Raw genomic sequence first — 14,908 nt, 5'->3', positions numbered from 1 at the left:
CAGGCGCCGTTCGGTTCGGCCTCGATGCACCCGCCCTGGGCCCACGTCGAGCTTCGGTCAGTGCGGAAACGTTCGCCGCGGACGGGTCGACTCCAGTCCCTCCCGGAACTCCCGGATGACGGCGGACACCTCTCTCATGGTGTTCGTCTGTCGAAGGCGCGTCAGGTAGATGTTGCGCCGGGCAAGCGCCTCCAGCTCGACCGCGAAATACATCGCCATCAGCGGATTGATGAACAACTCGGTGCCGGCGGTCCGTTCACCGAGCGGGACATCGCCGAACCCGCCCCTCACCGCGGCCGCGACCGACCCCTGCACGATGCTGGGACGTGACGGTGTCTCCGCGACGGCGTGGTCGACGGCGTCGACGTACAGGCGTCCTTCCCGCGACTCACGCGGTATCGAGAAGGCCCCCAGATAGGCACCGTCGCGGTCCAGCGCCGCCAGGTTCTCCAGCACGTGACTGTGGCACACACCGTGGTACGCGTCGACACCGAACCCGAGAGCGACCACAAGGCGCGTCGGCACCTTGATCCGGTCGGCGGCGGCGAGACTGGTCATGTCCTCCTCCGGGGTGCCGAGGCCGGCCTCGTCGCCGCGCATCAAGATGTCCGTACCGCCGTCCACCAGCACAAGGGCGTCGAGGTCCAGCTTGCGCACGAGCGCCTGGTATGCCGCGCGCAAAGGCCGAACCCCCGTTCTCTGGAAGGCGAACACCGTGTCGGGCAACCCCGTCTCGGCCAGCCAACGCGACAGCGAGCGCTCGGGGAAGTACGCGGCGGGCCCGCCACTGCCCGGCCCGACGGCGGCGAGACCGGGCCGCAGTAGGTCACCTCGCGCGAGACGGTCGACGTCCACGAACGACAGGTTGGCCAGGTGTACGTGCTTGCCCGATTGCCACAGGGCCAATGCCAGGGGCAGCCCCGCGTATACGTCGAAGCCACCACCCGCCCCGGCGATGAGGATCCGCTCGCAGGTGTTGAGGCGGGTGAACAGCGGAGGTTCGGTGAGGGAGAACGGCACTTCGGGACGGTACCAAGAGCGCGGCTCGCGCTTGTCGTTCGGCTTGCCTGGCCGAGTCCCCGCCGTGGCCATCCGGCTCACGCCGACCCTTGGACGCCTGCCGAATGCCAAGCGTGGTGGTGCCAGGGCGCGCGATCAGTGGTGTCATCGCGCCCTGTTGACTTGTGTTGTGGGGGGCGGCGCGGGTCAGGAGACTCGCGCGATTGACTATCTGTGTCGTTGGCGCGTGGCAGGATCTCGGCCGCACACGTACGCGTCGACGACAGGAACCACCATGGTGCCCGACTATTACCGATTGACCGCCCTGGGCGGCCTCCCCGTGCACGCGTTCGAGGAGTTGCACGGCTGGGGCCTGGCTCGGCACCGGGTCGACGAGGCCGCGACCGGCGCCGCCCGGTGGGCCACCATGTGGGACGAAGTCGCGGCCGGTGCACCGGAGTCCGGCACGGTGGCGTGGCGATTGGAGACGCCCTTCGACGCCGACATCCGGTTCGGTGAACTCACCGACGCCTTCTTCACCCGCATCGACACCACCGCCGTACGATCCCTGGTCATCGGGCACTGGCACCACGACTACCTGCGCTACACCTCCGAAACCCGCGTGGTCGACACCCTGTGCGCGCACGCCGACCGGCTCCCCGCGCTGCGCCACCTCGCCGTCAACGACATCAACATCGACACCGCGGACATGTCGTCGATCCCACCCACCGATCTCACCGCGCTCCTGGGGGCCTTCCCGCGCCTGGAGGAACTCCGGTACCGCTTCGGTCGCGACCAACGGCCCGAGGACGACGAGCGGTTCATCCTCCGGGCCGGTCACCACCCGGCCCTGCGCCGTCTCGTGCTGGAGACCACCGGGATGCCCGCCGATCTGCCGCGGGCTCTGGCCGACAGCGACCTTCCGGCACTCACCGACCTGGAACTGTGGCTCGGGACCCGCCACTCCGGCGGCGATGTCGGGCCCGACGACTTGTCCGGCATACTCAACCCGCCCCACCCGTCGCGGCTGCGTCGTCTCGCGCTGCGCAACGCCGAACAAGCCGACCTGCTCGCCGCCACCGTCGCGGCCGGGTCGATCGCCCCTCATCTGCGCGAACTCGACCTGTCCCTCGGCACGTTGAGCGACGCCGGGGCGGACGCCCTCCTCGACGGCCACCCCTTCCCCCGACTCGAACGCCTCACCATTCACCACCATTTCCTGAGCGACCACCGACGCCGTCTCCTCCAGAGCGGCTACCCACACACCCACGTCGACATCTCCGCCCCCGCAACGCCCTACCACTCGGAACAAGACCCCGAACTGCACTACGTACCCGACGAGTACGGCCGCCACGTCCACTTCGGTGTCTAGCACGGCGACCGGAAACACTCGCCGGTTTTCCGCGCTGGTCGGGCTGTTCGCGTGCAGGACATCGCCCACCCGACGACACCACAGACCGCCTCCACCTGGGGAGTGCGCCTGCGGCTGCTGTCAGCCGTGAGCAGCGGGCATCGGCTCACGGAGGGGTCGGTCTGCGGAGAGTTCCGAACGGATCAGCTCCAAAAGCCGGCCCATCCAGTTGCGTCCTTGCCGGTTGCAGGAATCCCTCCAGAACGGGGCCTCGGAGAACCCGGTGTAGCTGATCCTCGCGTCACCGGTGGAGAGCAGGACTTCGGCGAGTTCCGGGTACGAGGTGAACTTCGCGCGCAAGAGGCCGGCCATGACGGACAGCCGCAGGGTCGCCCAGTCCGCGCGGCGGGCGGCCCGGCCTCCGAGGTCGTGTGCTGCGTCGGCCGTGGCCGCGTCGCGGATCAGGTCGTGGTCGGCGGCGTCGGCGGCGGACAAGGCCCAGTAGCCGTGGAGAACCGACGGATACGTCTCACCGCCGTACGTCACCGGGACCTGGTAGTCGTTCCGCAGCACAGGCAGGCCCGGCACGTTCGGCCACGAGGCCGGTCGGCCCATTTCGTGTGACGTGACCACCGCACGGCCCACTTCCTCGGGGTCGTCGGCATGGCGCACGGCGCGCTGCTCGGCCTCGCGGGCGACCCCGTCGGATACGCGGTCGAAGTAGTCGAGCGCCCACTGGTGCAGTTCTGCCGTGGCCACCGGGCCGTCCCCGTCCACGGCCTCGCCGATATCGGTGGCCAGGATCCGCAGCGGGCGGTCCTGGTTGTCCATGTCACCCAGCATGAAGATGCGTTGGTGCGGCGGCACTTCCCGGTAGGCGACCCGCAGCGCTTCCCGCAGCGGCGTGGTCGGCGTCTCCTGGTAGGCACGGATCGCGTCCCAGCATCGCTGTGCCGCAGTGGAACGTCCGTTCAGGGCGTCGATGTGGTCCGCGACGTCGGCCAGGAGCCCCTCGGCCGTCAACGGCTCACTGCGCCGCGACCGCCACCTCGACGGTTCTTCGGGTAGCTCCGGCGCGCCGGGGTCCGTTGCCGCGATACGCCCGGACGCCAACGCCTTCGCCAGCCCCGTGAGGTCATACCGGTCCCCGCACACGATCAGGCCGTCCAGTTCGGCGATGATCAGCGCGGCGGCTTGGACGAGTTCGGAGTCGACCGGCCAACCCCAGTCCACGAGTTCGTGCAGCGCCTGGGAGTTCGTGCAGCGCCTGGTGACGCGCTCGGCGTGCGGCGTCGGGGGTCGATTCCAGGAAGGCCACGAAGCGCAGGGTGGGAAGGGACGTAGGAGCGTTCATGTGCCCAGCGTCGCGGCGCGCAACGGCCGGTTCCAGCCACCCACGCGCACAACGCGAGCGTGGCGGTCGACAACCAGTGCTTCACTTGGCTGCGGGCCACGTGGCGCGCCACATGCCCGACGACGACGTGCGCGATCACCGGCGGTCCCCCCGACCGAATCCCCGTCGCAGGGAACAACCCGACGACCCACCCCACGCGCGCGCCGAGGTTTTCCTCCCCGCCCATCGTAGGGCGCCATGCCGCACGGCAGTGGCCGAATCAGCGGGAGTCCGCCGGGTCTTGGGCGGGGGAAGGCACCGTGCGCGGCTCCCCCGCCGTCGACGACCACCGGCCCCGCGTCTCCCCCGATGACCGACGGCTCGCCCACTCGTCAGAGCGGGATGCCGCGAACTCGTCGCCGACCGGGTGGCCTTCGCGGTGACGGGGCGTTCCGCGACGTGGTGTGACGTGGCGTCAGCACACGTCCTCGGGGGTCTCGCCGCAGGCGCGGACCACGCCGTCGAGCCACGCTCGGACCGCCGCGCGTTCGTGGTCGGAGAACGCGGCCTCCAACTCGGCCTCGCGGCAGCTGACGGCCTTCGCGGCCTCCACGCGGCGCTGCTCGCCCAGTGCTGTGAGGTGGATGCGTTTGCTGCGGCGGTCCGACGGGTGAGGTGAACGTTCGATGAGGCCGTCGCGTTCGAGGGCGGCGAGCATTTCGTTGGCGGCTTGGCGGGTGCTGCCGACCCTGCGGGCGACATCCGAGTTCGAACAGCCGGGGTATTTCGCGACGATGCCGAGGGTCGCGTACTGCGGTGTGGTGAGGTCGTACGCGCGCAGTTCCGCGCCGATGGCCGCGCGCATGGCGAGCCAGGTGCGCCGCACCAGGAAGCTGAGCGTGCCGTCGCCGTCCAAACCGATGCTCCTTCGCGTACCGCCACACTCCGCCGATTGACAGGTTCCTGACATTTTCGCGAGACTACTCGCGGTTCCGCTCGTCAGGAACCTGTCAATCATACGACGGAGTACCCGGATGCCCCCTACCCCGACGCCGCCCGGGAGCCGCAATCGGCTGATCCTCGGCGTGCTGGCCCTCACCCAACTTCTCATCTGGATCGACACCACGGTCCTCGGCGCCGCGTTCGAAACGCTCGCCGATCCGGAGCGCGGACTCGGCGCGTCACCGGACGAACTCCAGTGGTCCGCGGGCTCCTACACACTCGTCTTCGCCACACTGATGTTCGTCGCGGGCGCGCTGGGCGACCGGATCGGGCACCGCAACATGCTCGTCGCCGGCATGGTCGTCTTCGGCGCCGGGTCACTATGGGCCGCGTACCCGGCCGACGCCGTGCAACTCGTCGCGGCACGCGGGGTGATGGGCCTCGGGAGCGCGCTCGCCGTCCCCGCGACCATGGCGCTGCTCACCATGACGTTCACCGGCGAGGCCCGCGCTCGGGCGTTCGGCATGTTCTCGATGACCGCGGGCGTCGGCCTCGCCGCCGGCCCGGTCCTCGCCGGCCTGCTGCTCGAAAAGTTCTGGTGGGGCTCGGTGTTCCTGGTCAACGTGCCGATCACCATCACGACCACGGTCGCCGCGCTGCTGGTCATCCCGAATGAACGCGGCAGCGCACGGCGGACGTTCGACCTCGCGGGACCGCTCTTGTCCGTCGCCGCCCTCGGGTTGCTCGCGTACGGGCTGATCCGCGCCGGCCAAGTCACCGCATGGGACCGCCCCGACGTGTATCTCCCGGTCGTGGCGGGCCTGTTGCTCGGAGTGGTGTTCGTCCGCGTCGAACTGCGGCTCCCTCAGCCGAGTTTCGACCCCCGGCTCTTCCGCGACCGGACGTTCTCCGCCGGACACGCGGCGCTGGGGCTGGTCTTCCTGACCCTCGGCGCGGCATCGTTCACCACGGTCTTCTACCTGCAAGGCGTGCGCGGCTTCTCGGCGCTGGAAGCCGGAATCGTCGGCCTCCCCGCGGCGGCGGGCGTCGCCCTGGGCGCACCACCGGCTCTGAAACTCGTACGCCGCTTCTCCGTTCGTGTCGTCTGCTCGGCCGCGCTCGCGGTCACCGCGCTGTGCACGGGCGCGTTCGCGTTGTTCGACGAGCACACGCCCATCGCGTGGTTCGCGGCCAGCGCCCTGGTCCAGGGACTGGCCATCGGCATGACCATCGCGCCGGTGACCGCGGCCGTGATGAGCGGTCTCACCGCGGAGAACGCGGGGGCGGGGTCGGCGGTCAACGGCACCGTCCGCCAGGGCGGCAGCCTCCTCGGCATCGCCATCGGAGGCACCGTCCTGTCCGTCGTCTACCGCGACAGGATCACCCCCGACCTGACCGACGTCCCGGAACCGCTGCGCACCGACGCCCGCGTCTCGGCGGAATTCGCCCGCCACGCCGCCGCCGCGGCCGACCGCCCCGACATCGCGCACGCCGCCGACCACGCGTTCCTGCACGCCATGCACGTGACCGCCGTCGGGGCGATGGCCGTCACCCTGCTCGGGGCGCTGGTCCTGAAGGTGGGGCTGCCGGGCGAGCGGTCGCAGCCCCCGGCCACCGCATCGGCGCCGCGCACGGGCGGCGACACCGCGGGCGCGGGCACCGAGGCGGGTTCGGACGTAGAGGCGAGTGCGAGTGCCGGCGCGAGCGCGCGCACGGAGACGAGCCCGGGATCGGGAACAGCCCGTGATCAATCTTGAGCAAACCAGTGTTTTGGAATGCCGCCCGACCGGCTCTCGCCCCATGGACACGGCACTCACTCAAGTTTTACTGTGTGGCACTCAATATTCACGCCGAGGAGGCACCGTGGACCCATCGACGCCCGGCTTCGACGAGCCCTACCTCGACGTCGACGAGTGGCGTGACGCCCCCGTCCGCCATCGCTACGTCCACGGTGGGTTCACGGGCACCGGTACGCGGTTCTCGCTGTACTTCCCGCCGCCGGAGCAGTACCAGGGGCGGTTCTTCCAGCACATCACGCCCGTTCCCGACAGCGAACACCTGGCGCAGAGCGCGACCGGGCGCGAGGACAAGATCGGGTTCGCGGTGTCCAGCGGCGCCTATTTCGTCGAGACCAACGGGGGTGGCAGCGCCGCGACGCCGGGCGGGGGCGATCCCACGGTCACCGCGTATCTGGCCAACGCCGCCGTCGCACGGCATTCGCGTACCGTCGCCCGCGACATGTACGGCGACCACCGCACCTACGGGTACGCGTACGGCGGCAGCGGCGGCGGCTATCGGACGATCGGCGGCGCTGAGAACACCGAGGGCGTGTGGGACGGATTCGTCCCGTACGTCATCGGCAGTCCGATGGCGATCCCGAACGTGTTCAGTGTCCGCATGCACGCCCAGAGGGTGCTGCGCGGCTCACTGGGCCGCATCGCCGACGCCGCCGACGCCGGATCCCGCCGCCCGCTCGACGCCGGCCTCGGCGACGAGGAGCGCCAGGCCCTGGCCGAGGTCACGAAAATGGGCTTCCCTACGCGCAGTTGGTTCGGTCACGCGACCATGGGCTTCCACGCCTTCGGCGCGCTCTACCCGCACGTCGCGATGGTCGACCCGGGCTACTTCGAGGAGTTCTGGACGGTTCCCGGCCACGAGGGCGCCGACCCCGCCTCGTCGGTGCACCGCGACCGCGTACGCCACCGCTGCGCGACCACCGGCCCCCTCGACCGCGACCAGGCCGGCGCCCTCGGCGTCCCGGAGCACCACGCGGCCGGGACGCCCCGAGGCGGCGTCGACCACGCGTTCAAGGGACCCGACGGAGACAAGGGCGCCGCGGTCGCCGTGGGCGTACCGGGGCTGCCCGCCGACGCGCCGATCCAGGGCGCGGACCTCAGGGTGCTCAGCGGCGAGGCCGCCGGCGCCCGTGTCACCGTCATGGCGTTTCACGGCGACGCGGCCGTCCTCGACACCCCCGACCGCGACGGCGCGCTGGCCGGACTCCGGCCCGGGGACACCGTCGAGATCGACAACAGCGCGTTCCTCGCCGCGCAGACGTATCACCGGCACCAGGTCCCCGACGACGGCTACCCCGTGTGGGACCAGTTCCGCAACGCGGACGGGACACCGTCCTCCCCGCAACGGCCTTTCCTCGTCGGCCCGTTGTTCACCGAGGCCGCCTCGGGGCATCTGCCGACCGGGCGGTTCTCCGGCAAGATGATCGTGGTGTCGTGCCTCCTGGACCGCGAGGCCTTCCCCTGGCAGGCCGACTGGTACCGCGGCCGGGTCCGCGCCCACCTCGGCGACCGCACCGACGAGCACTTCCGGCTCTGGTACGTCGACCACGCCCTGCACGGCGACGACGAACAGCAGGAACACCCCACCCGCACGGTCAGCTACCTCGGCGTACTGCACCAGGCCTTGCGCCGGCTGAGCGCCTGGGTCGAGACCGGCCGCGCGCCCGCCGACGGCACCCGCTACACCGTCTCCGACGGCCAGGTGCACCTGCCCGACCGCGCCGCCGACCGACGCGGCGTCCAACCCGTCGTCACCCTGACCGCCGACGGGGGCGACCTCGCCGAGGTGCCCGCGGGCCGGAGCGTGCGGTTGCGCGCCGTCGTCGAGACGCCTCCCGACGCGGGCGTCGTCGTCGCCGTCGACTGGGACTTCGACGGCACCGGCGCGTTCGAGGCCACCTCGCCCGATCCTGCCCCCGCGGTGACCGTCGAGCGCGACCACGTGTTCACCGAACCCGGCGCCCACTTCGTCACCGTCCGCGCGACCAGCCAACCCGACGGCGACCCGGCCACCCCGTACGCGCGCGTGGACAACCTCGCCCGCGTGCGCGTGGTCGTCGGCTGAGGACGGGAGGCATCCACGGGATCGGCCGTACCGGGCGGTGGAGGCTCGCTCGGTGGCAAGCGCCGCCCGCCCGGCCAAGGCGGCTCCGGCCCGGCGCAACCAGCGCGCCGCGTCCACCCGGGCCCGCTCGGACGACCCGGCGAGAACGGACTGGTCTTCGTACGCGGCGACGCCGGGTGGTGGGACGCCCCTGTCGTCTCCGGGGGGCGAACCTCCGACCACCCCGCGACCGACGCCTCGGCCGCCGGGGCGGCGTCGACGGTGCCCTTGAACGCATCAGGGGCGAACAGCACGCGCATGACGGGAGGTTCCCTTCGGCGGGCGGACAAGCCGACGGTCACACAGCCACGCGGTCACACAGTCACGCGGTCACGCGCCCCTGCCGGATCACCACGATGCATCATGGAGGTTCCGCCCCGCTCTCCCGTCTCCTCACTCTCGGAGCCGCAGATGAACCGCACACCTCTCGCGTCGGCCGCCGAGCTGTTCGATCCGACGGTGCCCGCGCCGCCGGTCGTGGATGTCGGCGCGTACGGATTCGAAGGACGGCTCGACGCGCTCGCCGACGACTGGTCCGCCGACGCGCGCTACTGGGAGTACACGAAGGCCGCGAACCCGATCGGGTCCGGGCAGGTGTCCGCGATCCCGGCGGTGACGTTTCCGGCCGCGCTGCACGCCGGCGGCCCCACGCGCGTCGTCCCGCTCGACCTCGCGGAGCGGCTCCACATCACCGACGGCCCGGCGACCAGCCCGGCGCTGCTGGCCAACTTCGTCCGCGTGGACGCGGGCGACCGGATCGCGCTCGATGTGACCGCGACGTCCCAGCTGTTCTATGTGATGTACGGGCGCGGTACGACGGTCGCCGGGGGCCGGATCTCGCGGTGGGAGAAGGGCGATTTCCTGGTGCTGCCGGCCATGGGCGAGGTGGTGCACCACGCGGACGCCGACACGCTCATGTACTGGGTGCACGACGAGCCCCTGCTGCGCCATCTGGGCGTCGCCCCGACCGGGCCGCGCTTCCGCCCGACCAAGTTCTCGCGCGAGCGGGCCGTGGCCGAACTCGACGCCATCGCGAACGCGCCCGGCGCCAATGCCAGGAACCGCGTCAGCGTCCTGCTCAACAACGCCGACCAGGACCGCACGCTCACCGTCACGCACGTGCTGTGGGCGATGTTCGGCTTGCTGCCCGTGGGCCAGATCCAGCGCCCGCACCGGCATCAGTCGGTCGCGCTCGATCTGATCCTGGACTGCGAACCAGGCTGCTATTCCCTGCTCGGCGAACGCCTCGACGAGCGCGGTGACATCGTCGACCCGGTCCGCGTCGACTGGGAACCGGGCGGCGCGTTCGTCACACCGCCGGGCATGTGGCACGCCCACCACAACGAATCGGGCGCACCCGCCCACCTGATCCCCGTTCAGGACGCGGGCCTGCAAACGTACTTGCGCAGCCTCGACATCAGGTTCACCGACCGCCGCTGAGACCGGCGCGAGAGCGCGAAGGCGCGAGAGCGCGAAGGCGCGAGAGCGCGAAGGCGCGAGAGCGCGAAGGCGCGAGGTAGCCCTCGCCTTGCGGGGCCTACACGTCCCCGATCCGCGCAAGACGGAGCGGGATGCGCCGGGGGCGCTCAGCGCGACGGGGTGGCCGTGGGGGCCTTGCCGACTGGGGCGGTTGGGTTTTCGGGGGCTTGTCATGTGCGGCGGCGGCGTGCGAGTGCGTGTCGGCGTTCGGCGCCCGGCCGCGGTGATCCCCGCCCAGCGTGCGCACGGTGGCGACCCGTCGGGGTCCTCGTCGGACCGGGCGCGGCACGGGGTGGCGTCCCGCGTGTGGCGGCGGGCCGGGGTGGAGGTCGGGCCGCCGGGCGGCGCCGGGAGGGGGTCCCCGGGCCGGGGCACCCGGCGTAGCGGCCGTCCGCGATCCCCGCCCGAGCGCCGCCGTGACCTGCGGGAACACCGGGGCGCGGGTGGGGTGGCAGGGGGCATTAAGGTGTCCGGATGGCGATTGGCACAGACGCGCGGGTGCGTGAGGTTGTTTCCGATGTGGTGGCGCACGAACGGCGCGACGCGCTGCTCGGCTTGCGGCGCCCGGCACTTCGGATCGCGCGGGGCGAAAGCGTCGACGCCGGCGCGCCGGTCTCGCGGCTCGGCGGCCGACCGCTCGCCGCGCCGGGGGCGACCTGGCCGGTGGCCGAGGACGGGCCGCTGGATCTGCTCGCGCAGATCGATCTCGCCGAGGTCGCCCGGCTGATGCCCGACGGGCCGCTGCCCGACCACGGCCTGCTGTCCTTCTTCTGCGACATCAACGAGCCGCCGTGGACGTTCATGGCCTCGGACCCGGCGAAGTGGCAGGTGCGCTGGGATCAGGGCGAGGTGGAGCCCATGCCGTTCCCGGAGGACGGTTGGCCCGTCCTGCCGGCGTACGGCATGCGGTGGGAGCCCGCGACGACCCTTCCCCGGGCCGCCGAGGACGACATCGTCTTCCAGAACCTCGGCCTGACCTCGGAACTGGCCGCCGTGAACGACGCGTTGGGGGACGGCCCGGCGTTCCACCAGCTCCTGGGGTGGCCGCATCTGCTCCGGGGCTCCACGACCACGCAGTGCCAGCGTGAGATGGCCTTCATGGTGGAGGACCGGCAGCAGTACGCGCCGAACGTCAACCTGTCGGAACACGACTGGGACACGCTCGACGAGGCGACCCTGGCCTCCGACTGGCGCCTGCTCCTCCAGCTGGGCCCCGACAACGGCTGGAACCGCGAGGGCGGCGACGCGCTCTACTTCTGCGTCCGCGCCGACGACCTGGCCAAGCACAATTTCGAGCGGGTCTGGACGGTGGTGCACCGCTGACGGCGACCGGGCGGGGAAGCCGCCCGGTTAGGATCGTCGGCGGTGACGCCGGGCAGTGGTGGACCGGGGTCGGAGGGAGCACAACACCGATGGGCAGCGCCTCGCGCGTCGCGGCCGGTCGCGGGTACGGCGGGCCGGGGGGCACGGCCGTTGCCGCCCGGCCGGATCCGACGGTCCGTCACCCGCGCCCCGCCTCCCTCACCCACGCGGCTCCCGAACGGCCGTCGTCCGCGACCGCCTCACGCGCCGTGCGGCCGGTGGCCTAGTGGCCCTGCAACCGGCGCCGTCGGCGCAGCGGGCGGTCGAGATCGTCGGCTTCCTCGCGGAGCATCCCGCCGAGACGTTCGCGGTGGCGGACCTCGCCCGGCGGCTGGGGCAGAGCCGTGCGACGTGCCAGGCGGTGCTGCTGGCGCTGGAGTCCGCGGACTGGGTGCGGCGCGGCGAGCAGGGCGGCTACACGCTGGGCGCCGGGCTGATTCCGGTCGGAGCGGCGGCGCAACGCGGCCTCGGGGTGGTCGAGTTGCTGCGGGACACGGTCAACGAGCTGTATCTCGCGCTGGGGCACGAGGTCATGGCGTGCGTGCCCATCGGCGGGCAGATGATCGTCGTCGCGCGGGCGGGTTCGAGTGATCCGTTCTCGGTCGCGGTGACCGTGGGCCAGTCGTATCCGCTGGCTCCGCCGTACGGGCTGGCGTTCGCGGCGTGGGACGACGGCGAGATCGACCGGTGGGTCGCGCGCAGTCCGCACCTGGACGACGCGACCGAGGCCCGGCTTCGTGAGGCCGCCGCGCTGGTACGCGAACTCGGGTACAGCGTCACGCTCGACCCCGCCACCCGCCGGGCCCTCGGCTCGACGGTCGACCGGCTCTCCGAGGCGCGGCGCGCGGAGGTGCTGCGCACGCTGGCCCACGACGAGTACGTGACGGTGGATCCGGTCCAGCGGCAGAGCATGCGCGTCACGCACATCTCCGCCCCCGTCTTCGGGACGCACGGCGAGGTGGTGGCCTTGATGGGCACGTTCGTCGGGATGAACGACCACGAGCAAGTCCCCATCGCCGCAACGTCGTTGTGTGCCGCGACCCGGCGGCTGAGCACGGTCCTGGGCGCGCCGCGCGCCGGGAGCGGGCGCGAGCGCTCGGCCTGACCGCGCGACCTCCCCCCGATCGTTCACGACGCCCGGAACAGCCCGCCCGCGACGTCCGCGTCCGACGGCGGGTGCCGTCGTCCTGCCCTTTTCGCGTCATCCGGGACGAGGCGCCGGTCCTGGGCCGAGTGACAAAGAGGGGGTGTTGACTGGTCATCATGCGTGCTAATTTCTCAACGCGTGTCTTCGAGATGCCACGACGAGACAACGGGAGCGCCGCATGCCGACCAGTCCAGACGTGCTCGTCGACCGGGCCCGCACGGAAACCGGATGGTCCGACTTCGGGCCCGACGGCTGGCAGGAAGGACTCGACCGCTTCCTTGAGGCCGCGGCCGTCGACCTCGGCGCCGACCGCGACGCCGTGGCCGCGGTCGAGGCGGTCGCCGCCCGCCGCCTGACCAACCGCCTGCGCATCGAGCGGTGGTACGCGCGCAACCCCGCGCCGACGCCCGAGGTCGAGGGCCCGGTGGTCATCCTCGGCCTGCCGCGCACCGCCACGACCGCGCTGCTCCATGTCCTCGCGCTCGACCCCCGGTTCCGCTGTCCGCGCTGGTCGGAGGTCCACGACCCGGTCCCGGACGACACGTCGGCGACCGCGCGCGACGACCGGCTCATGCGCGCGCAGGGCCGGTCCGACGAGCGCCACATCAGGTCCGTCGACGGGCCGATGGAGGACGTCCACATCCCGGCCCTGCACTTCCACAACCAGGAACTCGGGCTTCCCCTGCCGACGTTCACGTCGTGGTGGCGGGACGCCGACTTCGCCGGGACGGTCGCGTACCACGAGCGTGTGCTGCGCCTGCTGCACGCGCGACGGCCGCCGTACCGCTGGCTGCTGAAGGCCCCGCAGTACATCTTCCAGGCGGCGAGCCTGGCCCGGCACTACCCCGGCGCCCGGTTCGTGATGACCCACCGCGACCCCGCGGAGGCGTTCCCGTCGACGTGCAGCACCGTCGCCAAGGCGCAGCGCGACTCCGTCCCGACGCGGACACCCGACCCGCACGTCCTCGGGCGCGACCTGCTCGACCACTTCGTCGCGGGTACGCGGCGCGTCATCGCGGACCGCGAGCACATCGGCGAACACCGCTTCCACGACGTCGGGCAACGGGAGTTCGAGACCGACCCGATCGCCACGGTGGAACGCGTGTACGACTTCCTCGGCCTGCGGCTGACCGACGACGTCCGGGCGTCGATGACGCGGTGGGCCGCCGAGAACCGGCGCGGCGCCCGGGGGCAACACCGTTACACGCCCGAGGAGTACGGCCACACGACGGCGGAGATCCGGCACGCCTTCGCCGAATACGTCGACAGGTTCGGCGCGTTGGCCACCACGGGGTGACCGGCGACGCGAACCGCGGACAGCTTGGAGGACATGCGGTGACCACCATCGACCTGACCGGCGGGATGAGCCCCGAGACGGACGGCGTCACCCCGGGCACCCCCGATTCACCCACCCACCGGGAAAGCGCGTCGATGTGGATCTGGGACGACGCCGGCCGCCTCGCACTCCCCCGGGTCGGCATCGAGGCCGTCGGCGCCACGTGGGAGACCTCCCGCAACGTCCAGCTCAATCTGGCATTGCCCGACGGGCGGGTGCTGGCCGGCTGGGGCGACCACGCCGCCCACCCGGCCACCGACTCCCGCGGGCGGCCGAGGGTGCTCGGGGCCGGGCCCCTGCGGTTCACGTGCGTGGAGCCGTTCGCCCACTGGCGGTTGGAGTTCGACGGCCCGGTCACCGCGACGACCGGGGACGACCAGGTCACCGGCCGCTATGTGCGCGGCCAACAGCCCACCCCGGCCACAAGCGTGGCGCTCGAGGTCAGCCTCGACGCGCACATGGCCGCGCCGCCGTGGGTCCAGGGGTCGTACGAGCCGGAAGGCCGCTTCATCCCGGGCGAGGACCGGTTCGAGCAGCTGTGCACCGTCACCGGAACCGTGCGCGTCGACGGCGTCGCCACCGCGTTCACCGGCGGCGGGCTGCGCATCCACCGCAAGGGCGGCAACCGCAGCGACTACGGCGAATTCTTCGGCCACTGCTGGCAGTCCGCGCTGTTCCCGAGCGGGCGGGCCTTCGGATTCATCCACTACCGCCCCGGCCCGGGCGGTCCGGTCAAATACCACGAGGGGTGGGTGCGCGACGGCGGCGAAATCCTTCCGGCCCGCGTGGTCGACACCCCGTGGCTGACGGAGCTGCGGCCGAGCGGGCAGGACGTGTCCGTGACCCTCCGCACCGCCGCGGGGGACGTGCACGTCGCGGCCGAGACCTTCGCGTCGTCGCTGACACCCGAACGGCCCCTCGGCCAGGGCAGGACCTTCCCCGATCTCCAGCAGGGCATCGCCGCGTACCGCTGGGACGGCGAGGAGGCGTACGGCATGATCGAACGCTCGACCCGCCCGTACTGATCCCGCGAACCCCCGTCGACGCGCGGTTAGATTG

11 protein-coding genes are annotated in these 14,908 nt (G+C 71.9%); 8 read left to right on the top strand and 3 right to left on the bottom strand.

The window, feature by feature from the left end:
- Positions 1 to 57: 57 nt before the first annotated feature.
- Positions 58 to 1,020 (bottom strand): DUF1152 domain-containing protein, encoded by a 963-nt coding sequence (locus tag LO772_RS35285; protein ID WP_231776117.1) that lies wholly within the window; start codon positions 1,018 to 1,020, stop codon positions 58 to 60.
- Positions 1,021 to 1,294: 274 nt separating this feature from the next.
- Here LO772_RS35285 and LO772_RS35280 point away from each other — a divergent pair, with 274 nt between their 5' ends.
- Complete coding sequence (locus LO772_RS35280) at positions 1,295 to 2,371, top strand: leucine-rich repeat domain-containing protein (RefSeq protein ID WP_231776116.1); 1,077 nt, start codon at positions 1,295 to 1,297, stop codon at positions 2,369 to 2,371.
- Positions 2,372 to 2,491: 120 nt separating this feature from the next.
- Here the strand turns inward: LO772_RS35280 and LO772_RS35275 are convergent, their stop codons facing one another.
- Both LO772_RS35275 and LO772_RS35270 read right to left on the bottom strand, forming a co-directional pair.
- Positions 2,492 to 3,583, bottom strand: a complete 1,092-nt coding sequence (locus LO772_RS35275) for an NADAR family protein (RefSeq protein WP_231776115.1) — start codon at positions 3,581 to 3,583, stop codon at positions 2,492 to 2,494.
- A gap of 575 nt (positions 3,584 to 4,158) precedes the next feature.
- Positions 4,159 to 4,599: a MarR family winged helix-turn-helix transcriptional regulator gene (locus LO772_RS35270; RefSeq protein ID WP_231776114.1), complete on the bottom strand. Its 441-nt coding sequence runs from the start codon at positions 4,597 to 4,599 to the stop codon at positions 4,159 to 4,161.
- Positions 4,600 to 4,717: 118 nt separating this feature from the next.
- On the opposite strand from LO772_RS35270, the gene LO772_RS35265 reads away from it, so the two are divergent.
- From LO772_RS35265 to LO772_RS35235, 7 genes are all read left to right on the top strand, one after another.
- A complete protein-coding gene (locus LO772_RS35265) occupies positions 4,718 to 6,382 on the top strand; it encodes an MFS transporter (RefSeq protein WP_231776113.1) in 1,665 nt (554 codons plus the stop codon).
- Between the two features lie 106 nt (positions 6,383 to 6,488).
- Positions 6,489 to 8,486 (top strand): Tat pathway signal sequence domain protein, encoded by a 1,998-nt coding sequence (locus LO772_RS35260; RefSeq protein ID WP_231776112.1) that lies wholly within the window; start codon positions 6,489 to 6,491, stop codon positions 8,484 to 8,486.
- A 450-nt stretch (positions 8,487 to 8,936) separates the two neighbouring features.
- The gene (locus LO772_RS35255) at positions 8,937 to 9,965 is read left to right on the top strand and encodes a cupin domain-containing protein (protein ID WP_231776111.1); all 1,029 of its coding nucleotides are present in this window, start codon (positions 8,937 to 8,939) and stop codon (positions 9,963 to 9,965) included.
- A gap of 513 nt (positions 9,966 to 10,478) precedes the next feature.
- The gene (locus tag LO772_RS35250) at positions 10,479 to 11,327 is read left to right on the top strand and encodes a DUF1963 domain-containing protein (RefSeq protein WP_231776110.1); all 849 of its coding nucleotides are present in this window, start codon (positions 10,479 to 10,481) and stop codon (positions 11,325 to 11,327) included.
- A gap of 265 nt (positions 11,328 to 11,592) precedes the next feature.
- Positions 11,593 to 12,471 carry an IclR family transcriptional regulator gene (locus LO772_RS35245; RefSeq protein WP_231776109.1) on the top strand — a complete coding sequence of 293 codons (879 nt, stop codon included), beginning with the start codon at positions 11,593 to 11,595 and terminating at the stop codon, positions 12,469 to 12,471.
- Between the two features lie 220 nt (positions 12,472 to 12,691).
- A complete protein-coding gene (locus LO772_RS35240) occupies positions 12,692 to 13,810 on the top strand; it encodes a sulfotransferase family protein (RefSeq protein WP_231776108.1) in 1,119 nt (372 codons plus the stop codon).
- A 38-nt stretch (positions 13,811 to 13,848) separates the two neighbouring features.
- Positions 13,849 to 14,874, top strand: a complete 1,026-nt coding sequence (locus tag LO772_RS35235) for a DUF7064 domain-containing protein (RefSeq protein WP_231776107.1) — start codon at positions 13,849 to 13,851, stop codon at positions 14,872 to 14,874.
- The last annotated feature ends 34 nt before the right edge of the window (positions 14,875 to 14,908 follow it).

Origin of the sequence: Yinghuangia sp. ASG 101 (assembly GCF_021165735.1) — a bacterium.
Lineage (GTDB): Bacteria > Actinomycetota > Actinomycetes > Streptomycetales > Streptomycetaceae > Yinghuangia.
The sequence above is the reverse complement of the archived record's forward strand: the minus strand, read 5'-3'. Positions and strand labels throughout refer to the sequence as shown.

What these genes read in the sequence shown, in the direction of transcription:
- LO772_RS35250 (WP_231776110.1), top strand. Translation starts at nt 10,479, where the DNA reads ATGGCGATTGGCACAGACGCGCGGGTGCGTGAGGTTGTTTCCGATGTG.
- LO772_RS35280 (WP_231776116.1), top strand. Translation starts at nt 1,295, where the DNA reads ATGGTGCCCGACTATTACCGATTGACCGCCCTGGGCGGCCTCCCCGTG.
- LO772_RS35265 (WP_231776113.1), top strand. Translation starts at nt 4,718, where the DNA reads ATGCCCCCTACCCCGACGCCGCCCGGGAGCCGCAATCGGCTGATCCTC.
- LO772_RS35255 (WP_231776111.1), top strand. Translation starts at nt 8,937, where the DNA reads ATGAACCGCACACCTCTCGCGTCGGCCGCCGAGCTGTTCGATCCGACG.
- LO772_RS35240 (WP_231776108.1), top strand. Translation starts at nt 12,692, where the DNA reads ATGCCGACCAGTCCAGACGTGCTCGTCGACCGGGCCCGCACGGAAACC.